General features: G+C 68.6%; 18 protein-coding genes. 7 read left to right on the forward strand and 11 right to left on the reverse strand.

What is annotated here, in order from left to right; translation table 11 throughout:
• Positions 1–5 precede the first annotated feature (5 nt).
• Positions 6–488, reverse strand: coding sequence for a MarR family winged helix-turn-helix transcriptional regulator (locus tag H0264_RS34590; protein WP_181581426.1), 483 nt, complete (start codon positions 486–488; stop codon positions 6–8).
• A 189-nt stretch (positions 489–677) separates the two neighbouring features.
• Between H0264_RS34590 and H0264_RS34595 the strand changes: the two genes are divergently transcribed.
• The 5 genes from H0264_RS34595 to H0264_RS34615 all read left to right on the forward strand — a co-directional run bounded on the left by H0264_RS34595 (position 678) and on the right by H0264_RS34615 (position 8,628).
• The gene (locus H0264_RS34595) at positions 678–1,520 is read left to right on the forward strand and encodes an SDR family oxidoreductase (protein ID WP_181581427.1); all 843 of its coding nucleotides are present in this window, start codon (positions 678–680) and stop codon (positions 1,518–1,520) included.
• A 47-nt stretch (positions 1,521–1,567) separates the two neighbouring features.
• The gene (locus H0264_RS34600; RefSeq protein ID WP_181581428.1) at positions 1,568–2,953 is read left to right on the forward strand and encodes an MFS transporter; all 1,386 of its coding nucleotides are present in this window, start codon (positions 1,568–1,570) and stop codon (positions 2,951–2,953) included.
• Positions 2,954–2,978: 25 nt separating this feature from the next.
• Entirely contained in the window at positions 2,979–3,395 is a 417-nt protein-coding gene (locus H0264_RS34605; RefSeq protein ID WP_181581429.1) for a MarR family winged helix-turn-helix transcriptional regulator, read from the forward strand.
• A gap of 69 nt (positions 3,396–3,464) precedes the next feature.
• On the forward strand, positions 3,465–4,562 hold the full coding sequence (locus H0264_RS34610; protein WP_181581430.1) for a methyltransferase: 1,098 nt from the start codon (positions 3,465–3,467) through the stop codon (positions 4,560–4,562).
• A gap of 100 nt (positions 4,563–4,662) precedes the next feature.
• On the forward strand, positions 4,663–8,628 hold the full coding sequence (locus tag H0264_RS34615; protein ID WP_181581431.1) for an nSTAND1 domain-containing NTPase: 3,966 nt from the start codon (positions 4,663–4,665) through the stop codon (positions 8,626–8,628).
• 165 nt (positions 8,629–8,793) lie between these two features.
• Here H0264_RS34615 and H0264_RS34620 read toward each other — a convergent pair whose 3' ends face one another.
• The 5 genes from H0264_RS34620 to rplU form a co-directional block, all read right to left on the reverse strand.
• Complete coding sequence (locus H0264_RS34620; protein WP_181581432.1) at positions 8,794–9,351, reverse strand: DUF4254 domain-containing protein; 558 nt, start codon at positions 9,349–9,351, stop codon at positions 8,794–8,796.
• A gap of 338 nt (positions 9,352–9,689) precedes the next feature.
• On the reverse strand, positions 9,690–10,820 hold the full coding sequence (proB, locus tag H0264_RS34625) for a glutamate 5-kinase (protein ID WP_181581433.1): 1,131 nt from the start codon (positions 10,818–10,820) through the stop codon (positions 9,690–9,692).
• Positions 10,821–10,992: 172 nt separating this feature from the next.
• On the reverse strand, positions 10,993–12,447 hold the full coding sequence (gene obgE / locus H0264_RS34630; RefSeq protein WP_181581434.1) for a GTPase ObgE: 1,455 nt from the start codon (positions 12,445–12,447) through the stop codon (positions 10,993–10,995).
• A 172-nt stretch (positions 12,448–12,619) separates the two neighbouring features.
• A complete protein-coding gene (gene rpmA, locus H0264_RS34635) occupies positions 12,620–12,886 on the reverse strand; it encodes a 50S ribosomal protein L27 (protein WP_067544283.1) in 267 nt (88 codons plus the stop codon).
• 120 nt (positions 12,887–13,006) lie between these two features.
• The gene (gene rplU, locus H0264_RS34640; protein WP_181581435.1) at positions 13,007–13,318 is read right to left on the reverse strand and encodes a 50S ribosomal protein L21; all 312 of its coding nucleotides are present in this window, start codon (positions 13,316–13,318) and stop codon (positions 13,007–13,009) included.
• 285 nt (positions 13,319–13,603) lie between these two features.
• Between rplU and H0264_RS34645 the strand changes: the two genes are divergently transcribed.
• Positions 13,604–14,011 (forward strand): DUF3224 domain-containing protein, encoded by a 408-nt coding sequence (locus tag H0264_RS34645; RefSeq protein WP_181581436.1) that lies wholly within the window; start codon positions 13,604–13,606, stop codon positions 14,009–14,011.
• A 60-nt stretch (positions 14,012–14,071) separates the two neighbouring features.
• On the opposite strand, the gene H0264_RS34650 is transcribed toward H0264_RS34645, so the two are convergent.
• The 5 genes from H0264_RS34650 to H0264_RS34670 all read right to left on the reverse strand — a co-directional run bounded on the left by H0264_RS34650 (position 14,072) and on the right by H0264_RS34670 (position 22,876).
• Complete coding sequence (locus H0264_RS34650; protein WP_420832014.1) at positions 14,072–17,365, reverse strand: translation initiation factor IF-2 N-terminal domain-containing protein; 3,294 nt, start codon at positions 17,363–17,365, stop codon at positions 14,072–14,074.
• 461 nt (positions 17,366–17,826) lie between these two features.
• On the reverse strand, positions 17,827–18,243 hold the full coding sequence (ndk, locus tag H0264_RS34655; RefSeq protein ID WP_181581437.1) for a nucleoside-diphosphate kinase: 417 nt from the start codon (positions 18,241–18,243) through the stop codon (positions 17,827–17,829).
• Between the two features lie 84 nt (positions 18,244–18,327).
• Positions 18,328–18,666, reverse strand: coding sequence for a DUF4233 domain-containing protein (locus H0264_RS34660; RefSeq protein WP_181586056.1), 339 nt, complete (start codon positions 18,664–18,666; stop codon positions 18,328–18,330).
• Between the two features lie 65 nt (positions 18,667–18,731).
• Positions 18,732–20,138, reverse strand: coding sequence for a bifunctional tetrahydrofolate synthase/dihydrofolate synthase (gene folC, locus H0264_RS34665; RefSeq protein ID WP_181581438.1), 1,407 nt, complete (start codon positions 20,136–20,138; stop codon positions 18,732–18,734).
• 35 nt (positions 20,139–20,173) lie between these two features.
• Positions 20,174–22,876: a valine--tRNA ligase gene (locus H0264_RS34670; protein WP_181581439.1), complete on the reverse strand. Its 2,703-nt coding sequence runs from the start codon at positions 22,874–22,876 to the stop codon at positions 20,174–20,176.
• 462 nt (positions 22,877–23,338) lie between these two features.
• On the opposite strand from H0264_RS34670, the gene H0264_RS34675 reads away from it, so the two are divergent.
• A complete protein-coding gene (locus tag H0264_RS34675) occupies positions 23,339–24,007 on the forward strand; it encodes an AAA family ATPase (protein WP_231084419.1) in 669 nt (222 codons plus the stop codon).
• Positions 24,008–24,067 lie beyond the last annotated feature (60 nt).

Genomic DNA, 24,067 nt, shown 5'->3' on the forward strand with positions numbered 1-24,067 from the left:
CGCGGTCAGGCGTCCCTGGCCAGACCGCGTTCCTTCAGCCCCGCCAGCGAATCCACGTATTTCAGCATGAGGCGGGCGAATTCGAGGCGGTCGTCCTCGGACCAGTCGGCGGTGATGTAGTCGTAGGCGTCGCGCTGATGCCTGCGGAAACGCGCCATGAGGTCGAGGCCCTCGGGGCTCAGCTCGAGGACGGTGCGGCGGCCGTCCTCCTGGGAGGCTGCGCGCTTCAGATAGCCGGCCTTGATGTTGTCGCTCACCATGCGGCTGGCCACCGACGGGTCCACGCCCAGCAGCTCGGCCACCATGCCGACGGTGACCTCCGATTCCTTCGCGTGCTCGAGGACCATATTGAGCACCAGGGTGCGGCTCAGGTCCTTGGCCGAGATGGGGTTCTCGACCTCCAGCAGGGAGGTGCGGCGCAGCTTGCTGAAGGCCGGGCCGACGGCATTCAGCAGGTCCTCGGCGTTCCGCCGGTCCTTCGCGGTCATGTGCACATGGTAACTGCATGCTTGACCGAAGATATGTGTTGACAGTCATTTATGTGCATGACATCATCTATTTGTCAGCGAGCATGTAATACCCACTCCCGGGGGATCTCAGGGGCTTCGCCCCGAACCCCCGAAGGCACGTCAGCCACTCGCTGGTCTCAGACTTCCGCTCTCGATTGGAGATCCCTCATGTCCACGCTCGTTACCGGTGCCCGCGGCAAGATCGGCCAGGCTGTCCTCGCGCAGCTGCATACCGCCGGGCTGCCTGTTCGCGCCGCCAGTGCCGATCCGTCCGCGCTCAGCGTGCCCGCCGGGGTCGAGGCCGCCGAGTTGCGCCTCGACTCTCCCGAGACCTTCGAGGCCGCGCTCGACGGCGTCACCCAGGTCTTCCTCTACCCCGAACCCGCGGGCATCGACGCCTTCATCGCCGCCGCGCGGCAGGCCGGTGTCGAACATGTCGTCCTGCTGTCCACTTCGGCCGTGCTGTCGCCCGATGCCGAGACCAGCCCGCTCGCCATGCACAATCTCGCCGTCGAAAAGGCGCTTGCCGCTTCGGATCTCACGGTGACCGTGCTGCGGCCCGACAGCTTCGCCACCAATACGCTCGGCTGGGCCCACTTCATCGGCAACGATCTGCCGATTCAGCACGCCTACCCGGAGGCCGCCATGGCTGTCGTGCATCCCGGCGATATCGCCGACATCGCCGTCGCCGCGCTCACCGGGGATGCGCTGCGCGGCCGCACGTTCACCGTCACCGGTCCCGAGCTGCTCAGCTTCCGCGAACAGCTCGCCCTCGTCTCCGAGATTCTCGGCCGCGATATCCCCATGCAACTCATCACCCGCGCCGACGCCGAACAGCAGATGGCGCAGCACATGCCGCCGGTCTTCGTCGGCTCGCTGCTCGACTACTGGGCCACCGCCACCACGGCGCCGATGCCCGTCGCCGACACCACCGAGTCCCTGCTCGGCACCCCCGCCCGCCGCTTCGATCAATGGGTGCGTGAGCACGCGGCGGCCTTCTCCCGCAACTGATTCCGGTCTCGCACACGCGGCGAGGCCCCTCCCCCAAGGCATCTCACATGTCCACACTGATGGCCGATCCGCGCGCCGAGATGCGCGCCCGCTGGGCCATTCTCGCCGTCATCCTCTTCGCGGCGATTCTCGACCTGCTCGACTCCACCATCACCACCATTGCCGCGCCGACCATTGCCACCGATCTGGGTGGTGGCCCGGCGCTCGTGCAATGGCTCGGCGCCTCCTACGCACTCACCATGGGCGTGCTGCTCGTAGTCGGCGGGCGGCTCGGCGACAAGTTCGGGCGACGCCGGCTGTTCCTCATCGGGATCATCGGGTTCACGCTCGCGTCCATCGCCTGCGGGCTGGCCTTCGATCCCGCCTCCATCATCGTCTTCCGCGTCCTGCAGGGTGGATTCGGCGCGCTGCTGATCCCGCAGGGCTTCGGCATCCTCGGCGCGGTCTTCCCCCGCGACGAACTCGGCAAAGCCTTCGGCGTCTTCGCCCCGGCGCTCGGACTGTCCGCCATCGGCGGACCCATCCTCGCCGGATTCCTCATCGACGCAAACCTTTTCGGTCTGGGCTGGCGTTCGATGTTCCTCATCAATATCGCCCTCGGCGGGCTGGCCATCACCCTGGCCGTGCGGCTGCTGCCCCGGGATTCCGGCGACCGCGCCGTCACCGTCGACGGTCTCGGGTCGGTGCTGCTCGCCGCCGCCATGGTGGGCGCGCTCTACGGTCTCATCGACGGTCCGGCGCACGGGTGGACCGCGCGGCCCGTCCTCTCCGTCCTCACCGGGCTGCTCTTCTTCCTGCTGTTCGGACTGCGCCAGCGCAGGGCCGCCGCGCCACTGCTGGAACCGTCGCTGCTGCGCAATCGCGGGTTCACCGCCGGGCTGCTGCTCGGGCTCGTCTACTACGCCGCCACCTCCGGGCTGCTGTTCGTGCTGTCGCTGTACCTACAGGATGTACTGCACCGCAATCCGACTCAGACCGCCCTCGGCATGACGCCGATCGCGGCCGGCATCATCGTCGCCTCCATCGCGGCGCACCAGCTGCTGGAACGGCTGGGCCGCAGGTTCGTTCTGCTCGGGCTCACCCTCACGCTGGCGGGTGTGCTCAGCCTGCTCGCGCTGGTCACCGTCACCGACCCCACCGGCTGGACTCTGGTCCCGCCCGTCCTGCTCACCGGCCTCGGGCTGGGTTCCTGCTTCGGCAGCATCTACCGCGTCACCCTCGGCGATATCGACCCCGCCGAATCCGGCAGCGCCAGCGGATCACTGTCCGCCGTGCAGCAACTCGCCAACAGTCTCGGCGCGGCCGCGGTCACCACCGTCTACTTCCACACCACCGGCGTCACCGCCGCTCTGCTGACGGTCGCGGCCATCACCGCCCTGTGCCTGCTGCCGGTCCGCCTGCTGCCCCGGCACGCCGCCTCCGGGAACCACTGAAACCCGCTGGGAGAAAGGAACTCTCATGAAACCGCTCGGCTACTGGCTCAATCGCACCGACCGCGCTCTCACCACCTACATGGACACCATGCTCGGCGAGTTCGGGCTGACCCGGCTCGCCTGGCAGGTCCTCAATGTCGTCCGCGACGGCCGGGACGTGTCCGACACCGCGGTGCTCTCGGCCATGCGGGAGATGGGCGGCACCGAAAGCCTCACCGCCACCATCGAACTCGTCCTCGGTGACGGCTGGGTGCACCGGCCCGGCAGCGACCGGCTCGCCCTCACCGAGAGCGGCCGCACCCGCCTCGGACAGGTCGAGACCGCCATCGCCGACTTCCGCGAACTGTCGGCCCGCGGCATCTCCGCCGAGGAATACCGCATCGCGGTCTCGGTCCTCGAACGCATGACCCACAATCTCGAATCCACTGAACCCGCAGGTTAGCGGCGTGTCACCGGGCGGTCCGACGTAACCTCGGGGCACCGCAGTCGCCGCACACCCCCGGGAGTAGCCATGGCGTCCGCATCACCGAAAGTGCCACCGCTGCCGGTCCTGCGCGCGGTCGACCGGCTCCGCACCGGTCTCGCCGCGCTGCACCGGCGTCTGGTACCGGGCCATGTCGCACTGCGCGAGATGCAGATGGCGGGCTTCCTCGCCCAGGCCGTCAGCGCCGCGGCCACACTCGGCATTGCCGACGCCCTGGCCACCGGTCCCCGGCAACCGGCCGACCTCGCGCGCATGATCGGCGCGAACGAGGACGGAGTACGACGGCTCATGCGGCTGCTCATCTCCTACGACGTCTTCGAGCAGCGCGCCGACGGCCGCTACGCCCTCACCCGGATCTCGCAGGGCCTGCGCTCCGACAGCGCGGTCTCGCTGCGCGACCTGTTCCAGTTCTTCGGATCCGACTACCACCGCGGCCACTGGTCGCACCTCGCCGAGGCCGTGCGCACCGGCCGACCCGTCGCCCCCGACCTCGACGGCATGACCTTTTTCGAATACACCGCCCTGCACCGCGATATCGGCGACCTGTTCGACCGCGCCATGACCAGCGTCGGCAACCTGTCCATCGCACCCCTGCTGGCCGCCTACGATTTCGGCCGCTTCCCCACCATCGTGGACATCGGCGCGGGCCACGGCAGCCTGCTCATCGAAATCCTGCGCCACACCGAGGCGGCGCGCGGCATCATCTTCGATCTACCCGAAGTCGTTGCGGGACTGGCCGATCGCATCGCCGAGCACGAACTCACCGACTGCCTCGCCGTGGAAACCGGCTCGTTCTTCGACACCGCACCCAAGGGCGGCGACGCCTACATCCTCAAACACATCATTCACGACTGGTCCGATGCCGAAGCCGAACAGATCCTGCGCACCGTGCGCGCGGCCATGGACCCGGAAGCCAGCGTCCTGCTCATCGAAATGGTGCTGCCCGCCCACCGCCGCCCACATGCGTCCAAGTTCATCGACCTGGAAATGCTCGTCAATGCCACCGGCCGCGAACGCACCCGCGACGAGTACGGAAACCTGCTGGCCCGCAGCGGATTCGCGCTCACCCGCCTGGTACCCACCGCCTCCGCCGACAGCATCCTGGAAGCCCGGCCACTGCGCTGACCGAATCCGCCACCCGCGCAGGAATATTTCCGGCGCACCCGGCCGAACGCTAGATTGACCTCATGCCTGCGGGGGACTATCGAATGCCGGACGGTTCAGGATGACCGACGACAGCACCACCGACGTGCGAACAACCTCTCCCCGAGCCGATTTCGCCCGCCGCTTCGCCGAACTCTACGCAGCCGCGGGCAATCCCACCCTGCGCCGGGTAGCCACCGCTGCCGAGAACCGCATGCGCGCCGCCCACGGCAACCGCGCCGGCGGGGCCTCCGCCCAGCGCATCAGCGATTGGAAGGCGGGCCGAAATGTCCCCGCCCGCTTCGAATCCCTGCTTCCGGTGGTCCTCACCCTCATCGACCTGGCCCGGAAATCAGGCACACCCCTGGCCCGCGAACTAGCGGAAACCCGCGAATGGCAACGCCTCTGGCACGCCGCCACCACCTGGGACCCCGACGCCGACACCGAATCCGCCTGCCCCTACCCCGGCCTCACCTCCTACGGCCCGCGAGATCGCCACCTGTTCTTCGGCCGCACCCGCAACACCGCCGAACTCACCGCCCTGGTCCGCGAAACCGCGGGCAGCGCAACCAGAATCGTCGCGGTGGTCGGCGCGTCGGGGGCCGGGAAGTCCTCACTGCTGGCAGCCGGCCTGGCCCCGTCGCTCACCGACTGGAACGTCACCGCATTCACCCCCGGCACACATCCTGTGACCGCCTTGCGCGCGGCCACTGAAAACCCCGGTGCGGGCAGCGGCGTCGTCCCGGCACACCTGCTCCTGATCGACCAGTTCGAAGAACTCTTCACCACCTGCGACAGCGAACCCGAACGCGCCGAATTCCTTACCGCCCTGCACGACTGCGCCACCCGCGCCGAGCAACCGGTCACCGTGGTCCTCGCCGTGCGCGCCGACTTCTACGGCCACTGCCTGAGCTACCCCGTCCTCCAGGACACCCTCGAACATCGCAGCTACCTGCTCGGCCCGATGCGCATGGACGAACTGGCACAAGCCATTTCCGGCCCCGCCCGAGCCGCCGGACTCGAACTCGAGACCGGCTTGGAAGAACTCGTCATCACCGAACTGTGCGGAGCCGAGGCCGCACACGACCATCGCGGCTACGACCCCGGCGCACTCCCCCTGCTCTCCCACGTCATGGCCGCCACCTGGCAGCACCGAGAAGGCCGCCGCCTCACCGTATCCGGCTACCGCAAGGCGGGCGGGGTGGTCGGCTCGGTCGCCGAGACCGCCGAGAACGCATGGAACGAACTCACGCCTCCACAGCAGGAAGCCGCGCACGACATCTTGCTGGCATTGGTTGCGGTGGGCCAGGATTCGCGGGACACCCGGCGGCCGGGTAATCGCGCGGAACTGCTGCGCCGAGCGGCGACGGTCGAGGACGCCACCGCCGCACTGGAATTGCTCTCCGCCGCCCGTCTCGTCTCCTTGGACGCCGACGCCGTCACGCTGACCCACGAGATCGTTCTCAGTTCCTGGCCCCGGCTTCGCGGCTGGATCGACTCCGACCGCGTCGGATACCTGGTGCGTCAGCGCACGGAAACCGATGCCGTGGAATGGAATTCGAAGGATCGCGAACCTTCCCTACTCTACAGCGGGGCACGATTGCAGCAGGCGCTGGACAACACCGGCGCGCTGCCTGCCGGTTCGCCCGCCCACGAGTTCCTGGCGGCGAGCACAGCGGCTCGCGACCACGCGCAACGCCGATCCTCCAGGGGGAAGGCGATACTCGCGCTGCTGGGCGTGGTGCTGCTCATCCTGGGTTTCGCCACCTATACGCAGACGCGCTCCGTCCGGGAGCAGCGCGCGGATCGGACCTTCGCCGCGGTGGTGGCGGAGGCGAACCGGCAGTGGACCTCGAATCCGGCACTGTCGGCGCAGCTGTATCTGGTAGCGCACGAGCTGCGTCCCGGAGACCCCGATGTCGAAGCCAAACTGCTCCAGACACAGCATATTCCGCTCGCGAAGTCCCTATCCGGCCACACCGAGCCGGGCCAGTGGGCCGGCTACGTTCCCGGCGGCCGGGCGCTGGCGTCGATCGGCTCCGAAGCACTCCAGCTGTGGGATATGCAGGATCCGCTGCACCCGCGGAAGCTCGGACAGCCCATCCCGGATGTCCAAAGCGCAACCTTCAGCCCCGACGGCACACTGATGGCCACCCCGGAAACGAACTGGAGCACCTACCAATGGAAAACACGGCTCTGGGACATTCGCGACCTCGAGAATCCCCGTGAACTGGCCACGCTGCACGACACCGAAGCCGGCCAGCCGGACGAGGCGGTTTTCCTCGCGGACGGCCGGACCCTGGCAGTCCTGACCGCCAGCCACCTTCAGTTGTGGGATATCACCGTGCCCGCGGCGCCGATTCCGGGACGCGCCTGGCCGGTGTCGAATGGACAGGCGCCGATGGTATTCGGAACTCTGGAACTGAGCGCCGACCGCAAGACACTGGCCGTCATCCGGCCCAGCACCACGGATTCGTTCGACACCGTCCAGTTGTGGAACGTGTCCGCCCCTTCCGCTCCGGCGAGAATTCCCGGCGAACTGCGCGGGCCGTCGACGGGGATCCGGGAGGCCGCCTTCAGCCCGGACGGCCGGCTGCTGGCGATCGGCACCGGCAATTCCTCGATGCTCCCGCTCGGGCGAGACTCGGGCAAGGTGCAGATCTGGGATATCAGCGACCCCACCCACCCGCGAACTCCCGGCCCCATCCTGGAAACCGGTGAATCCGGAGGTCACGGACTCGCGTTCAGCCCGGACAGCCGGGTACTGGCCGCCGGGACCGACGACGGCGCGGCGCTGTGGAACATCGTGGAACTCGGCTCGCCCACCCGCATCGGCGGAAATCTGACACTCGGCCCGGCCGTGTGCCATTGGCGCGGAACCTCGAAACCGTGCGAAGACAAGCCCAGCTGGCTGACCTTCGGTCCCGACGGCGCCACCCTGACCGGCGTGAGCAGCGGGGGCGCCCTCATCGTGTGGTCACTGCCCACGACCGTGCTCGACGGACATGCGGGCTGGACCGCGGCACCCATGTTCGACAGCACCGGACAACGCATGGTCACCGCGTCGACCGACGGCCGGATCACCGTCTGGGATGCGCGAAACCCGCTGACGCCATTGCGAATCGGCGAGCACCGGCTGGAACCGGAGCTCTACAACTTCACTCTCTCCCCGGATGGCCGCACTCTAGTGGTCAACGACTTCAGCACCACGGCGATCCTGCTGGACCTCTCCGATCCGGCGCACATCCGGCAGCTCGGCACGTGGCAGCAGTCCGAGAAGTATTCGCGGTGGATGCTCAGTCCCGACTGGAAGTTCATGGCCACCACCGACGGCGAGCGGACCATCCAGCTCTGGGACCTGTCCGATCTCGCCCATCCGGCGCCGATCGGCACGACGATCACGACAGTGTGGCGCAGTCCCTGGGTGGTCTTCGGGCCCGGCAACAGGACGATCGCGGTCACCTCGGGCGGTTCCTTCGGGCTCGCGGACTCGGACGGCTTCGAGGCAACCCTCTGGGACATCGCCGATCCCGCACACCCTCGCACGCTCGGCGAACTCCTGCGGGCACCGGCCGGATCGCCATTCCTGAACATCACCTTCACCCCGGACCTGGCGACCATGCTCGTCGCGGACGGATCGTCACTGCAGAACTGGGACATCAGCGACCCCGCACGGCCCGCCCGGCTCGGTGCGGCGGTCACCACGAACCCGATCTCGGTGGGCGCCATCGAATTCAGCGCCGATGGCCGGACCATGCTCACCGGCGGCGGCGACTCCACCGTCCAGCTCTGGGACTACACCGATCGCGCCAACCCGACCCGGATCGGCAGTCCCATCGTGGATCCCGGACCGGCCTCCTGGGCGATCGGCTTCGGCCCCGGGGACAGAATCCTCGCCGGAGCCACCCTCGGCGGTGAAATTCGCCTGTGGGACTTGGATGTTCAGCACGCCATCGATCGCGCCTGCGCGGTCACCGGTGAACTCTGGACGCCGGAGCTGTGGGAACGCTACCTGCCGCAGCTGGCCTACGATCCGCCGTGTGACTGACCCCCGCACGCGAACACGCCTGCGGCGGTGACCGGCCCCCTGCGCCGGGCACCGCTACCGCACGGCGCAGGAACCGCGCGTCCCTGTCGCACCGCTTCCTCGGACGGTGCGACGCTCTGCCGTACCGCCCGCTCGGGCGGTACGCCGTTCTGCCGCACCACCCGTTCAGGCGGTGCGTCGTTCTTCCGAATCCCCGTGCGGCACAGTGCCGTCGCGGGATCGCCCGCCATCACCGCGCAGCGCCCAGGAGCCGTCGCCGCGCGCCGCGCGCGGGGCCACGATGCCGGCGGCGCGGTCGGTCCAGCCGTCGGCCATCTGGGCGAGCATGAACCAGGCGGCGTGCACCTCTTCGTCGCTCACCTTCTCCGCGGTGCGCAGCAGGTGGACCGCGCGCACGTGCGCGGCGGCCATGGCGTCGACGAGCGAGCCGAGGGATTCCGTCCGTGTCACACCCCGCCGACGTGCACGGGCGGCCACCCATTCGTCGATGACCGTCACCATTCGAGCGCGTAGCTCGTCTATGCCGCCGGCGTCGCCGGGGTGTTGTCTGCGTTCCAGATGTAGTTCGGCGAGGGCGCGGGCCCAGCGGGTCACCGGGTGGTCGTCGGACTGGTCGCCTATGTGGCCGCAGAAGGCGGCCAGCAGTTCGTGCCAGTCGGGCAGCAGGGAGACGTCGTCACGGCCGCTCGCCCGCCACATGGGTGTGCTGTCCGGTACGTACATACCTACTAACCTCCACGGCGGAGCGGGGCGCACCCGGCGCCGTGGACGGTTACCGGACCGCGAGCCCGGCGCGGCAAGGGCGGACCGCACCGGATCCTGGCAACCGCTATCGGCGAAGGGCACATCTCGATGCGGCGCCGGGTGCAACTACAGGATGACCCGGAGCCGTTGTCCGCCCACCGCCCTTTCGGTGGCCTTCCACTGCCCATTAATTCGACGCACCGCAAGACACGCCCAAGTAATAAGCGGGCGACCAGTCCTAATCGGTCGAATTGTCCTGTGCGAGAGGTATTTTGCGGCTTATCGTACCGACTGGTCAGACTTTCGCGACGGAATGTTCAGACCTTGACGAGATCGTCGGCATGCACCACCGGACGCTGCAAACCCTCCGCGAGCTCACTCGTGGAACGGCCCTTCATGGTCTCCAGCTCATCACTGTCGAAGGACACCACCCCGCGCGCCACGATACGGCCGTCGGGGGCAACGAGATCCACCACATCGCCGCCGTAGAAACGGCCGCGCACCTCGGTGATACCGGCGGCCAGCAGCGAGTGGCGGCGATCGGCCACCGCCCGCACCGCACCGTCGTCCAGATGCACCGCGCCATGACTGTCCGCGGCATGCCGCACCCAGAACTTGCGGGCGGACAGGCGAACCGGGCGCGCGGCGAAGGCCGTGCCCACGCTCGCACCCGTCAGCGCCGCGGCCGCATCGGAGGCGGCGGCCAGCAGCACCGGCACCCCGGCATCCGCGGCCAGGCGCGCCGCCTGCAACTTCGAGGCCATGCCGCCGGTGCCGAGCGCGCCACCGCTGCCCGCGATCACACCGTCCAGATCGGCGCTGCTGCGCACCTCGGGAATGAAATTGGCGTCACCCTTGCGCGGGTCGCCGTCGTAGAGGCCGTCCACATCCGACAGCAGCACCAGCGCGTCCGCGCCCACCAGGTGGGCCACCAGCGCGGCCAGCCGGTCATTGTCGCCGAAACGGATCTCTTCCGTTGCGACGGTATCGTTTTCGTTCACCACCGCGATGGCGTGCAGCGACCGCAACCGATCCAGGGTGCGCTGGGCATTGCGATGATGCTCGCGACGGCCGAAATCACCGGCCGACAGCAGCACCTGCCCGACCACCCGGCCGTAGCGGGAGAACGAGGTGCCCCACGCGTGCGCCAGCGCCAGCTGGCCCACACTGGCCGCCGCCTGCTTGGTCGCCAAATCCTTGGGCCGCTTGGACAATCCGAGCGGAGCCATGCCCGCGCCGATCGCACCCGAGGACACCACGACCAGGTCCGAGCCCGCGCGCATGCGCGCCTCCACCGCATCGGCCAGCTTGTCCAGCCGATCGGTGTCCAGGCCGCCCTCCAGGCTGGTCAGCGCCGAGGAGCCGATCTTCACGACCACACTGCGCGCCGACGCGATCGCCTGCCGCGCCTCACTGAGTTCCGTAACCTGCGTACCGGTCGAACTCACTTGCACCACACCTCAATTCGCCCGCGCCGCGCGTCGAACGCGACGCCGCACCCGAATGCTGTTCCCGACCCGCCCGCGCCGCTGTGGGCGGATCGACCGGCACCGTGCGTCACCGCGCCGATGCCGTATCGAATCCTCTTTCACCGCAACGCCTTCCGGCGCGGCATGTGAGCTATCCCTCGTTCTCGTCCACCAGGCCGCGACGCACCCGGGAGGCGTGCTTGCGCTCGGCCGCGCCGATGCGCTCGGTCTGATCCAGGCGCGGGTCCACGCCACGACGGGTCATCAGGGTCTCCACACCCGCGGAGATCGACGGCTCCCAGTCGAAGCAGTAGTCGGCGATGGTCACCGACGCGCCCGGCTCGGCGCCCAGCTTGACCAGCTCGTCCTCGACACCCAGGCGGGCCAGGCGGTCGGCCAGGTAGCCCACGGCCTCATCGTTGTCGAACTGGGTCTGATGCACCCAGCGCTCCGGGCGCTCCCCGGTGACGATGAAGCCGCCCTCCACCTCCGGATCCGGAATGACCCGGAAACCGCTGTCGCCCTTGGCAACCGGGCGGATGACCTGCCGCTTGGCCTCCGCCTTCGGCTGCGCCGCACGGTAGGCGGCGACCATCTCGGCCAGCGCGAACGTCAACGGCCGCAAGCCTTCCCGGCTCACCGCGGAAATCTTGAAGACCGGCCAGCCGCGCTTGGCGAGCTCCGGCTCCACGAAATCGGCCAGCTCGTCGGCATCGGGGATGTCGGCCTTGTTGAGAATGACCACGCGCGGGCGATCCGCCAGATCACCCAGCCCGGCGTCACCCTTCAGCGCGGGCTGATACGCGGCCAACTCGGCCTCGAGCGCATCGATATCGGAGATGGGATCGCGGCCCGGCTCCATGGTCGCGCAGTCCACCACATGGGCCAGCACCGCGCAGCGCTCCAGATGCCGCAGGAAGTCCAGGCCCAGACCACGGCCCTCGCTCGCACCCGGAATCAGACCCGGCACATCGGCGACCGTGAACGTGGTGTCCCCCGACTGCACCACACCGAGATTCGGCACCAGCGTGGTGAACGGGTAGTCCGCGATCTTCGGCTTGGCCGCCGACAGCACCGACACCAGCGACGACTTGCCGGCCGACGGGAAACCCACCAGGCCCACATCCGCCACCGACTTCAGCTCGAGCACGAGATCGCGCTCCTGGCCGTCCTCACCGAGCAGCGCGAAACCGGGCGCCTTGCGCGCCTTCGACACCAGCGCCGCATTGCCCAGACCGCCGCGACCGCCCTGCGCCGCCACAAACGTCTCGCCCACACCGACCAGATCCGCCAGGATCTCGCCCTCGGGGCTCATGACCACCGTGCCCGACGGCACCTTCAGCAGCAGCCCCTCACCCTGCTTGCCATTGCGGTTGCCGCCCTCACCGGGCTTGCCGTTGCCACCCTTGGCATGCGGATGGAAATGGAAGTCCAGCAGGGTGTGCACATTCGGGTCGACCTCGAGGATCACATCCCCGCCATTGCCGCCATTGCCGCCGTCGGGGCCGCCGAGCGGCATGAACTTCTCGCGGCGCACCGAGGCGCACCCGTGCCCACCCTTACCCGCGCGCACGTGCAGCACGACACGGTCGATGAATTTGGACATGGCTTTGATCATCCTCCTTCTAAAGGGGTCCGGGGGCCTAGCCCCCGGTCTCCCTCGCCGTGCCGCGGACTACTGCGCCTCGCGTCGGACGCGAGAACAAACAAAGCGGGCCAGGGTGTTTCCGCACCCTGACCCGCTTCGGAAAGCTATGTGGAGGAACCTCCGGACGGCGTCAGGCCGACACCGGCTCCGGAACCACGATGTTGACGGTCTTGCGACCACGCTTGGTGCCGAACTGCACCGCGCCCGCCTCGAGGGCGAACAGCGTGTCGTCGCCGCCACGGCCGACGTTCACGCCGGGGTGGAAGTGGGTGCCGCGCTGACGAACGAGAATCTCGCCCGCCTTGACGGTCTGACCGCCGAAGCGCTTCACACCGAGCCGCTGGGCATTCGAGTCGCGACCGTTGCGCGAGCTGGATGCACCCTTCTTATGTGCCATGTCTCAGTACTCCTCGTGCAGTGCCTATTCGGGCATGATCGGGGCCCTGCGTGGTTACGCAGGCTGCCTCCTCCGGGCCTGACCGCTCATGCCCGGGGTGCGAACCCCTGGTCGGAACTCTTACTTGATGCCGGTGACCTTCAGGACCGTCAGCTTCTGACGGTGGCCCTGACGCTTGTGGTAGCCGGTCTTGTTCTTGAACTTGTGGATGCGGATCTTCGGGCCCTTGGTCTGCTCGACGACCTCGGCGGACACGGAGACCTTCGCCAGCTTGTCAGCATCGGTGGTCAGCTCGGCGCCATTCACAACCAGCACCGGCGCCAGGGACACGGACGTGCCCGGCTCACCCTCGATCTTCTCGACCTTCACCAGGTCACCGACCGCGACCTTGTACTGCTTTCCGCCGGTCTTGACGATCGCGTACGTTGCCATCGGTCGGCTGCCCTTCTCTCTGTCATCGAATGCCATCGCGGCACTCTGCTCACACGGCCGGAGTTCGATTCACACCGAATACCGCCGCAGACTGGTCTGGTAATCCCGCCGCTCTAGCGTCCGGTGACTCTCGAAGAGATTCGGGCACCTAACGCGATGGTCACAGCAGACTGCTGTCACCTGGCAGCGACTGACCAAGACTACAGGACCGGCCCAATCCCAGCCAAACCGGGGGTTGTCGCGTTCTTACAAGATCGTGTCGGTGGTGCGTGACACGATTCCCGCATGCGAGCTACCGGCACCTTCAGCGTCAAATCCTTCGTTCCCACCGAGGTTGTTCCCGATCCGGCCGTCCCGACCGGACTGGCGGTCGGCGTCGCACAGATGGAGAAGCACTTCGAAGGCGAAGTGGTCGGCCGGGCTGCGACATTGTTCACCTCCGCGTTCGATCAGGCGTCCGGCGTCGGAACCTATGTGGCCATGGAATCTTTCGAGGGGACCGTGGGCGGGAAGGCCGGGGCCTTCAACTTCGCGCACTCGGCCTCCACACTCGGCACCGATCGGCGCGACGAGTTCTTCGTCATCGTGCCGGGCAGCGGCACCGGCGATCTGGCGGGGATCACCGGCAATGGCGGCATGGCCGTCGATGAGGACGGGACGCATCGCATCTGGTTCGAGTACGCGCTCGGGTAATCGGCAACGCAATGGCCCCGCTGGAATTCCAGCGGGGCCATTGTCGTCCGACGACCTGGGTCAGTTGCCGCTCTCCGGGGCGCCGGCGGCACGGCCGGCGGCGCGGCGACGCGGGCGGGCACGCGGGGTGACCTCCACCGGAGCGTCGTCGAGGGTGAACGCCGGGGTCTGCGGCTGGTCCGCGCTGGAGAGGACGAAGACCGCGCCCTTGCTCTCGCCCGTCGGGGCCGCGGCCGTGCGGGCCACGCGACGACGGGAACGGCTCCGGGCCGGGACGGCCGCCTCGGTCTCGGCGACGGCCGGCTTCGGCTCCGACTGGGCGCCCGAGGCCGCCTGCGCATCGGTGACCAGGACCGCGGCAGCGGCGGCCGGCTCGAGCGCGGGCTCGGCGACCACCTTGTCGGCGGCCTCCTGAACCTCGGATTCGGCTGCGGCCGGGCTGGTTCCGTTGGTGACGGGCCGGCCGGTCTCGGCGAGGGTCTCGTCCTGGGCGCGGGCCGCGTCGACGGCCTCGGCTTCGGCGGTCTCGTTCGCGTCGGCCACCTCGGCGACGGCCTCGGCTCCGGCCACCGCGGCGACGGCCTCGTCGGCGTCGGCGAGATCGACGGTCAGGTCGGCGTGCTCGTCGTCGTGGTGGTGTGCAGCCATGGCCAGGGCAACCGGGTGGGCGCGCTTGGCGGCGGCCTTCTCCTTGCCCTCGCGACCGTCACGGCCCTCACGAGTGTCCTTGGCGTCCTTGGCTTCCGGCTTCTCCTCCGGCGTGGCCTCCACGGCCGGGGTTTCGGCGGCGGCAGCGCCACGGTCCTTGCGGCGGCGGCGCGAACCCTCGCGACGACCCACGCCCTCCTCGGCCGGAGCCGACTCCACGGGGTAGTTGTGCACCAGGATGCCGCGGCCGTGGCAGTGCTCACACGTGGTGGAGAACGCCTCGACCAGGCCGGTGCCCAGCTTCTTGCGGGTCATCTGGACCAGGCCCAGCGAGGTGACCTCGGAGACCTGATGACGGGTGCGGTCGCGGCCCAGGGCCTCGGTCAGCCTGCGCAGCACCAGATCCCGGTTGGACTCGAGCACCATGTCGATGAAGTCGACGACGATCATGCCGCCGATATCGCGCAGGCGCATCTGGCGGACGATCTCCTCGGCCGCCTCCAGGTTGTTCCGGGTGACGGTCTCCTCGAGGTTCGAGTTGCCGCTACCCGTGAACTTGCCGGTGTTGACGTCGATGACCGTCATGGCCTCGGTGCGGTCGATCACCAGGGTGCCGCCCGAGGGCAGCCACACCTTGCGGTCGAGCGCCTTGGCCAGCTGCTCGTCGATGCGGAAGCTGCCGAACACGTCGACACCCGGGGTGTCGTAGCGCTCGACGCGGGCCAGCAGGTCCGGAGCGACCGTGCGGACGTAGTTCTCCACGGTCGACCAGGCGCGCTCGCCCTCGATGACCAGCTTGGAGAAATCCTCGTTGAACAGGTCGCGCACGACCTTGACCAGCAGGTCCGGCTCCTCGTACAGGGTTTTGGGCGCACCCGAGCCGTTCTTGGACTGCTCCTCGATCGCCCGCCACGCCTTCTGCAGCCGCTCGACGTCCTTGGCCAGCTCCGGCTCGCTCACACCCTCCGACGCGGTGCGGATGATGACGCCGGCGTCCTGCGGCACGATGTCGCGCAGGATCTCCTTGAGCCGCTTGCGCTCGGTATCGGGCAGCTTGCGCGAGATGCCGGTGGAGGTGCCACCCGGCACGTACACCAGGAAGCGACCGGCCAGGCTGATCTGCGTGGTCAGGCGAGCGCCCTTGTGGCCCACCGGATCCTTGGAGACCTGCACCAGCACGGTGTCACCGGGCTTGAGCGCCTGCTCGATCTTGCGCTCCTTGCCGCCCAGACCGGCGGCCTCCCAGTTCACCTCACCCGCGTACAGCACGCCATTGCGGCCGCGGCCGATGTCGACGAACGCCGCCTCCATGGAGGGCAGCACGTTCTGCACCTTGCCCAGGTACACATTGCCGACCATGGAGGCCGACCCGGTGCTGGTGACGAAGTGCTCGACCAGGATGTTGTCCTCGAGCACCGCGACCTGGATGGTGGCCGCCGGATGATCGGGGAAGTTCTTCTCGCGCACCACCATCACGCGATCCACCGACTCGCGGCGAGCCAGGAACTCCGACTCGGTCAGGATCGGCGGACGACGGCGACCGGCCTCCCGGCCGTCGCGGCGGCGCTGACGCTTGGCCTCGAGCCGCGTCGAACCGCTGATGCCCTGCACCTCGTCCACCTCTTTGGCGGCGCGGCGCTTGGAGCGCGGTTCGCGCTCGTGCACAACGGTGTTCGGCGGGTCGTCGGCGGCGGGCTCGTCGGTGTCCTCGTCCCCGGCCTTGCGGCGGCGACGGCGACGGCGGCGACGGCTGCTCGAACCCTCCGGCACGGCGGCCGAGTCCTCGTCGTCGTCGGTGTCGTCGGACTGGTCCTCGGCCTCGGTGGCCTCACCGGACTGCTCGTCGGCGTCCTCGTCGGCCTCGTCACCGTCGGCGTCACTGTGCTGTTCGCCACGGCCCCGGCCACGACCGCGACGGCCCCGGCGGCGCCGGCGCGAGGTGCCCTCGCCGCGCTCCTCGCGGGACTGCTCGTCGGTCCAGTCGCCGTCCTCCTCGGTCTCCTCGGACGCGGTGTCCTCGGCGGCCTTCTCGTCGGCGGCCCGGGTTTCGACCGCGCGCGCCTCGACGGACTTCTCCTCGGCGGCACGCTCTTCGGTGCGGGCCTTGCGGTCGGCGCGGCGCTTGCGCCGGGCCTCCTCAGCGGCGGCCACATCCGGCGCCACGAACAGCGGCGCGGCCACAGCGGGGGCCTGGTACTGCACCGGCTCCTCGACCTGCGGCGCCTGCTGGAACGGGCTGGTCTGGAAGGGGTTGGTGAACAGGGCCTGCTGCGGCGTGTATCCGGCCGCGGGCTCGGGCTCCGGCACGGCCGTGAACAAGGATCCGGCGGCCGTACCGGACACGGATGCCTCGGCCGCTTCGACCTCTTCGGCCGCGAGTTCGTCGGCGGCGCGGTCGTCGCCCGCGGCGATGGCCTCGTCGACGGTGGTCTCGGTGATGGCCTGCGGGGCGGGTGTCTCCTCCTCGACCGTGCGCGGTCCGAAGGCGTCCCGCACGGTTTCGGCGACTGTCCGGTCCAGACTCGATTGCGGGCTGCGGGCTTGCGCACCCATCTCGGTCAGGTGGGCCAGGATACGTTTGCTGGTGACGCCCAGCAGCTTCGCCAGTGCGTGCACTCGGATCCGTTCCGGCAACTGTTCGGCAGCCGGGCTCGTATCCCCCGCACCGTTGTTCTGCGATGCTTCCAGCGGCTCTTGATCGGCCACGAATTCTCCTCGGGCCCCCGGGCGCGTCCCTCCGAAGAGTGACGCGGCCGACGCGGGGGCACTGTCGTTTCGTCTGCGCACCCCTCGGGGCGCGAGTCGATAGGTCTGGCGCTCCGCGTGGCCCGTTACCACCTGTGTCTTCGTCGTTCGGGCTAACTGGTCACGCGGAACCTGGCTGTTGGCTCAACTCCACGCCACGAGCGTTCATCCAGCGTGCCGCCGGTCAGCCGAGTCTTGGGAGCTGTCGGTGGCAGCGATGATCGTCCGTCGTGCCGCGGTGTCAATCGGAGGTGGCTATACACCTGCCGCAAACGGCCGGCGATGGCTACTTCCAGAGCCAGTATCCCACACCGTGCCGAAGCGTCGCGCCGATGAACCCAGGATGGGCCGTCGCGAGTCGCTGGACGGGGAGATGTGCGAGCGACCCCGCACCTGGTGGTACGGGGTCGTCAGCTCGCGATTCAGAGAGCGAACTCCGGGAACCAGAGGGCGATCTCACGCTTGGCGGACTCGGGCGAGTCGGAGCCGTGCACGAGGTTGAACTGGGTCTCGAGGGCGTAGTCGCCGCGGATGGAACCGGGGACGGCCTTCTCGACCGGGTCGGTGCCGCCGGCGATCTGCCGGAAGGCGGGGATGGCGCGCGGGCCCTCGAGCACGGCCGCGACGACCGGACCCGAAGTGATGAATTCGATGAGGGAGCCGAAGAACGGCTTCTCGGCGTGCTCGGCGTAATGAGCGGCCGCCAGCTCCTCGGAGACATTCAGCTGCTTGAGGGCGGCGAACTTCAGGCCCTTGCGCTCGATGCGGGTGATGATCTCACCGATCAGGCCCCGGGCCACGCCGTCGGGCTTGATGAGTACCAACGTCTGCTCAGTCACGCGTGCAGCCTAACGGGCAGGTAGACATAACAAACAATCGCGCCCGCGAGCGGGAGGCTCGCGGGCGCGATGGAAACCGACAGTTCAGGCGCCGGACATTCGCTGGCTGGGGAGTTGCCCGGCGTCCATGCGTTTCTGCACGTCGGCGCGCAGGATGAGGATGAAACCCCAGACGGCGATGAAGACGACCGCGATCACCAGGATCGACAGGTGGATGAAACCGCCTGCGAGCAAAAGGACTTGGAGGCCGAGGTTGAAGGGGATGGCCCAGGGGCGGCGCTGCAATCCCGCACCCAGGAACATGACCACCGCCAAGCCCACGACGTAGAGGATCGACCACCAGCGCAGGCCGCCGCCGACGGCGCTGATCACCGGGAGGGCGAGCAGCACGGTGATGGCCTCGAGGACCAGCGTGCCGGCCATGACGCCGCGCAGGCCCTTCCACGGGTCGGTGGCGGGCGGCGGGACGGCGGGCTTGGAGTCCTCGGTCACGCTGGATCCTTTCCGAACAGCGAGCGGGCCGCCCCGGCGGTGACGACCGATCCGGTGATCACGATGCCGGCGCCGGAGATCAACTCGGCGTCCTCGCCGCCCTCGGCGAGGGCGATGGCGGTTTCGATGGCGTCGGCCAGGTCGGCCGCGACGGCCACCCGCTCGTCACCGAAACGCTGCACCGCGAGGTTGGCCAGATCGTCCACGGGCAGGGCGCGCGGGGAGCCGTTCTCGGTGACGACGATCTCGTCGAAGACCGGTTCGAGGGCGTCGAGGATGCCGCCGGCGTCCTTGTCGCCCAGTACCGCGATCACACCTACCAGTTTGCGGAAATCGAATTCGCTTGTCAGCGTGGCCGCCAGCGCCTGCGCGCCGGCCGGGTTGTGCGCGGCGTCGAGGAAGATGGTCGGCGCGCTGCGCATGCGCTCCATGCGACCGGGCGAGACGGCATTGGCGAAACCGGCTCGGACAGCGTCGATGTCGAGTTGCCGGGACGCGCCCGCGCCGAAGAACGCTTCGACGGCGGCCAGCGCCAGCACCGCATTGCGCGCCTGATGCTCCCCGTGCAGCGGCAGGAAGATGTCCTCGTAGACCCCGCCGAGGCCCTGTAGTTCCAGGACCTGGCCGCCGACGGCGACGCGCCGCGACAGCAGCTGGAACTCCGAACCTTCGCGCGCCACAGCCGCATCCATCTCGACGGCGCGGCGCAGCAGGACGTCCATGACCTCCGGCTCCTGCTGGGCGATGACGGCGACGGTGTCACGCGGGACGAGCCCGTCGTCGACGGCCTTCTTGATGATCCCGGCCTTCTCCCCCGCGATGGAGGCGAGGTCGGGGCCGAGATAGTCGGTGTGGTCCAAGCCGATCGGCGTGATGACGGCGACCTGTCCGTCGATCACGTTGGTGGCGTCCCACGTTCCGCCCATGCCGGTCTCCACGACCGCCACATCGACCGGCGCTTCGGCGAAGGCCGCGTACGCCATGCCGGTGAGCACCTCGAACTTGCTCATGGCCGGTCCGCCCGCGGCCGCGGACTGCTGGTCGATCATCGCGACGAAAGGCTGGATCTCCCGCCAGGTTTCGACGTACCGACCCGGCGTGATGGGCGCGTTGTCGATGGCGATGCGCTCGGTGGCCAGCTGCAGGTGCGGGCTGGTGATGCGGCCGGTGCGCCGGTGCAGGGCGGTCAGCAGCGAGTCGATCATGCGGGTGACCGAGGTCTTGCCATTGGTTCCGGCAATGTGGATGGCCGGGTAGCTCTGCTGCGGCGAGCCGAGCAGATCCATGAGCGTCGCGATGCGGGTGAGCGACGGCTCGATCTTGGTTTCCGGCCAGCGCTGATCGAGTTCGGCCTCGACCAAGGCCATTTCGGCCAGGTCCACCGGGGAGGTGCCGGTGGTCATCGGCCCCTCCTCGGCGTAGCGACGCTCGTCGGCGCTCACTTGCGAGCCGCCAGCTCGGCGATCTCGGCCAGCCGGACGCCGATGCGGGCGACCTCGGATTCGGCGAGCTCCTTGCGCGCGGTGATCTTGGCGACCACCTCGTCCGGCGCCTTGGCCAGGAAGCCCTGGTTGCCGAGTTTGGCGGTGGTGCCGGCCAATTCCTTCTGCGCGGCGGCGAGATCCTTCTCCAGGCGGCGGGCCTCGGCCTCGAGGTCGATATTGCCGGAGGTATCGATCTCGACGGTCACCGTGCCGTGGGTGAGGCGCACCTCCAGCGAGGCGGTGGCGGCGAAATCGTCGGCGGGCGCGGTGAGCTTGGCCAGGTTGGTGATGTCGCCGAGCTGCCCGACCAGGTCGGCGGCCTCGATGCCGATGAGCTGGGCGGCCACCTTCTCCTTGTCGGTGAGGCCCTGATCGCTGCGGAAGCGGCGGATCTCGGTGACCAGCTTCTGCAGGTCCGCGATGCGGGTGTCGGCGGTCTTGTCGGCGGCCACGCCGGAGACCTGCGGCCAGGGCGCGATGACGATGGAGTCGCCCGCCACCCCGGCGGTCAGGCTCTGCCACAAGGTTTCGGTGACGAACGGCATGGCCGGATGCAGCAGGCGCAGCACGGCTTCGAGCACATTGCCGAGCACGATGCGGGTGGCGGCCGCGCGCTCCTCGGATTCGGCGAACTGCACCTTGGCCAATTCCAGGTACCAGGAACAGAATTCGTCCCAGGTGAAGTGGTAGAGCGCCTCGCAGCCCTTGCCGAATTCGTAGCGGTCGAAGGCGGCGTCGACCTCGGCGATCACCTCGTCGAGGCGGTCCAGGATCCAGCGGTCGGTGTCGGTGAGGGTGTCGCGGGCGGGCAGTTCACCCGGCTGCGCGCCGTTCATGAGCGCCAGCTTGGTGGCATTGAACAGCTTGGTGACGAAGCTGCGCGAGGCCGTCACGTGCGAGGTGCCGATGGACAGGTCACTGCCCGGCTGTGCGCCGCGCGCGAGGGTGAATCGCGTTGCGTCCGCGCCGTATTCGTTGATCCAGTCCAGCGGGTCGATGCCGTTGCCGCGCGACTTGGACATCTTCTTGCCGTGCTCGTCGCGAATCAGGCCGTGCAGGAACACATCCCGGAAGGGCACCTGCTTGTCGTTCGCGTCCTTGCCCGCGGTGAGCACGTCGTCGTCGGAGACGAACATGCCGAACATCATCATGCGCGCCACCCAGAAGAACAGGATGTCGTAGCCGGTGACGAGAACGCTTGTGGGATAGAACTTCTCGAGCTCGGCGGTGGCGTCCGGCCAGCCCATGGTGGAGAACGGCCACAGGCCGGAGGAGAACCAGGTGTCGAGCACGTCCGGGTCCTGCACCCAGCCCTCGGGGGCCTGCTCGTCCGGGCCGACGCACACGATCTCGCCCTCGGGGCCGTACCAGATCGGGATGCGGTGACCCCACCACAGCTGACGCGAGATGTTCCAGTCGTGCATGTTGTCGACCCACTCGAACCAGCGCGGTTCCTGGCTCGGCGGGTGAATGGTGACCTGGCCGTTGCGGACCGCGTCGCCTGCGGCCTTGGCGATGCCCTCGACCTTGACCCACCACTGCATGGACAGGCGGGGCTCGATCGGCTCGCCGGAGCGCTCCGAGTGGCCGACCTGATGCTTGTACGGGTGGATGCGCTTGACGATGCGGCCCTCGGCCTCCAGGCGCTCGCGGATCTTCACGCGCGCTTCGAAGCGGTCCATGCCGTCGAATTCGGTTCCGCTGTCGGCGATCTTGCCGGTCTTGTCCATGATCGTGGGCATGGGCAGGCCGTGGCGCAGGCCGAGTTCGAAGTCGTTGGGGTCGTGCGCGGGGGTGATCTTCACTGCGCCGGAACCGAATTCGGGATCGACGTAGTCGTCGGCCACGATCGGGATCTGACGGCCGGTGATGGGGTGGTAGACGGTGGTGCCGATGAGCGCCTGGTACCGCTCGTCGTCCGGGTGCACCGCGACGGCGGTGTCACCGAGCATGGTCTCCACGCGGGTGGTGGCGACGATCACGTGCGGTTCGTCGTCGTTCATCGACCCGAAGCGCATGGACACCAGCTCGCCGTCGACCTCCTTGTGGTCCACCTCGAGGTCGGAGATGCCGGTCTGCAGCACCGGCGACCAGTTCACCAGGCGTTCGGCGCGGTAGATCAGGCCCGCGTCGTAGAGGCGCTTGAAGATGGTCTGCACGGCGCGGGAGAGCCCGTCGTCCATGGTGAAGCGGTCGCGGCTCCAGTCGACACCGTCGCCGAGGCGGCGCATCTGGCCCTGGATCTGGCCGCCGGATTCACGCTTCCAGTCCCAGACCTTGTCGATGAACAGTTCGCGGCCGAAGTCTTCCTTGGTCTTGCCGTCGACGGCGAGCTGCTTCTCCACCACGGTCTGGGTGGCGATGCCGGCGTGGTCCATGCCGGGCAGCCACAGCACCTCGTAGCCCTGCATGCGCTTGCGGCGGGTGAGCAGGTCCATGAGGGTGTGGTCGAGAGCGTGGCCCATGTGCAGCGAGCCGGTGACGTTCGGCGGCGGCAGCACGATCGAGTACGGGGGCTTGTCGCTGGTGGCGTCCGCGGTGAAGTAACCAGCGGCTACCCAGCGCTCGTACAGGTCGGCCTCGACTTCGCTGGGGTTCCAGCTTTTCGGGAGGGCATCGGCACGATTTCGCGGGTTCTCAGAGGCTGTGCTGGTCACCTGGCGATTCTAAGGGGCGCGATTCTGCCACCTCTACCGGGTTTTGGATAGCCGAAGAGCGGGGCTTGCGGTGGATGAGGGACACCGTAAGCCCCGCCCTCGAAAGCAAGCCTACCGCCGTTTCCGGAGGGCTTCCGGAATCCATAATCAATTCTCAGGTTGCGGCCGAATCCTCGGTGCGGGACCAGGATTCGCGCTCCCGGCGGTGTGAGCGCTCACAATGCGCGGGCGTGCGGTGTGATGGCGGCACGGCGATCCGGACCGCGGTCGCGGCGGGTCCGGCCGCTGGTGGCATCTCTCACCTCCACCGGTGTTAACGCCGCGGGAGCGCTCCGGCGCAAGTGTCCGGACCAGCGAGTCTGCTCGATGACGGTGGCCGCTGGATGACGGGTGCGCGGAAATCAGCGAAATCTCAGGGAATTCCCGGTTGTCCGAAGCCATTTCGGTGCCGATCCTGAAGGGGTGAACCCCCCGCTCGACTCCGGCTCGCTCCATTCCACGCCCGCCCGGATCGTCATTCCCGATCGTGTCCATGACCTACGCGGCAATCCGATCGATGAATTGCGGTATCCGGCAAGCGCGGCGGTGATCATCACGGGGGTGCCGGGTGCGGGGAAGAGCACCGCCCTGCGCAAACTGTTCGGTCTTTCCTCGGACGGTGTGGGGCCCGCGGTGAGCCCGGCCGGTGCGGTGCTGATCGATTCGCAGCATGCCCGCAATTCCTGGCAGCGGCGGCTGGGCGCGGTGCCGTATCCGCTGTGGCTGCCGATCGTGCATGTGACGCACTACGCGCGGATTCGGGCGGCGCTGCGGGACGCGGCCGGGCCGGTGATCATTCACGACTGCGGGACGCGGCAGTGGGTGCGGCGGCTGGTGGCGGCCTGGGCGCGGGCGACCGACCGGCCGGTTCATCTGATCATGATCGACGCCCCGGCCGAGCTGGCCTGGGCCGGGCAGATCGCGCGCGGACGGAAGGTGCGGCGGTGGAGTTTCGCCCTGCACTGCCTCAAGTGGCGGCGATTGGTCGGCGCGGTGGCGGCGGGGACGAAACCGCGGCCGGAACCGATCTCGGTGGTGATTCTGGATCGCGCGGCGGTGACCGAATTGCACGAAGTGTCCTTTGCCGCCTGAGCGAGGAAAGCTAACAGCAGGCAAACAATTCTTTACCGCGCGGCGCGACATTCCGTTCCC

It is taken from the genome of Nocardia huaxiensis (genome assembly GCF_013744875.1).
Lineage (GTDB): Bacteria > Actinomycetota > Actinomycetes > Mycobacteriales > Mycobacteriaceae > Nocardia > Nocardia huaxiensis.

Excerpts from the sequence above, each read along its gene's own strand:
- H0264_RS34590 (WP_181581426.1), bottom strand. The coding sequence starts at position 488 with ATGACCGCGAAGGACCGGCGGAACGCCGAGGACCTGCTGAATGCCGTC.
- H0264_RS34595 (WP_181581427.1), top strand. The coding sequence starts at position 678 with ATGTCCACGCTCGTTACCGGTGCCCGCGGCAAGATCGGCCAGGCTGTC.
- H0264_RS34600 (WP_181581428.1), top strand. The coding sequence starts at position 1,568 with ATGTCCACACTGATGGCCGATCCGCGCGCCGAGATGCGCGCCCGCTGG.
- H0264_RS34605 (WP_181581429.1), top strand. The coding sequence starts at position 2,979 with ATGAAACCGCTCGGCTACTGGCTCAATCGCACCGACCGCGCTCTCACC.
- H0264_RS34610 (WP_181581430.1), top strand. The coding sequence starts at position 3,465 with ATGGCGTCCGCATCACCGAAAGTGCCACCGCTGCCGGTCCTGCGCGCG.
- H0264_RS34615 (WP_181581431.1), top strand. The coding sequence starts at position 4,663 with ATGACCGACGACAGCACCACCGACGTGCGAACAACCTCTCCCCGAGCC.
- H0264_RS34620 (WP_181581432.1), bottom strand. The coding sequence starts at position 9,351 with ATGTACGTACCGGACAGCACACCCATGTGGCGGGCGAGCGGCCGTGAC.
- obgE (WP_181581434.1), bottom strand. The coding sequence starts at position 12,447 with ATGTCCAAATTCATCGACCGTGTCGTGCTGCACGTGCGCGCGGGTAAG.
- rpmA (WP_067544283.1), bottom strand. The coding sequence starts at position 12,886 with ATGGCACATAAGAAGGGTGCATCCAGCTCGCGCAACGGTCGCGACTCG.
- rplU (WP_181581435.1), bottom strand. The coding sequence starts at position 13,318 with ATGGCAACGTACGCGATCGTCAAGACCGGCGGAAAGCAGTACAAGGTC.
- H0264_RS34645 (WP_181581436.1), top strand. The coding sequence starts at position 13,604 with ATGCGAGCTACCGGCACCTTCAGCGTCAAATCCTTCGTTCCCACCGAG.
- H0264_RS34660 (WP_181586056.1), bottom strand. The coding sequence starts at position 18,666 with ATGGCCGGCACGCTGGTCCTCGAGGCCATCACCGTGCTGCTCGCCCTC.
- folC (WP_181581438.1), bottom strand. The coding sequence starts at position 20,138 with ATGACCACCGGCACCTCCCCGGTGGACCTGGCCGAAATGGCCTTGGTC.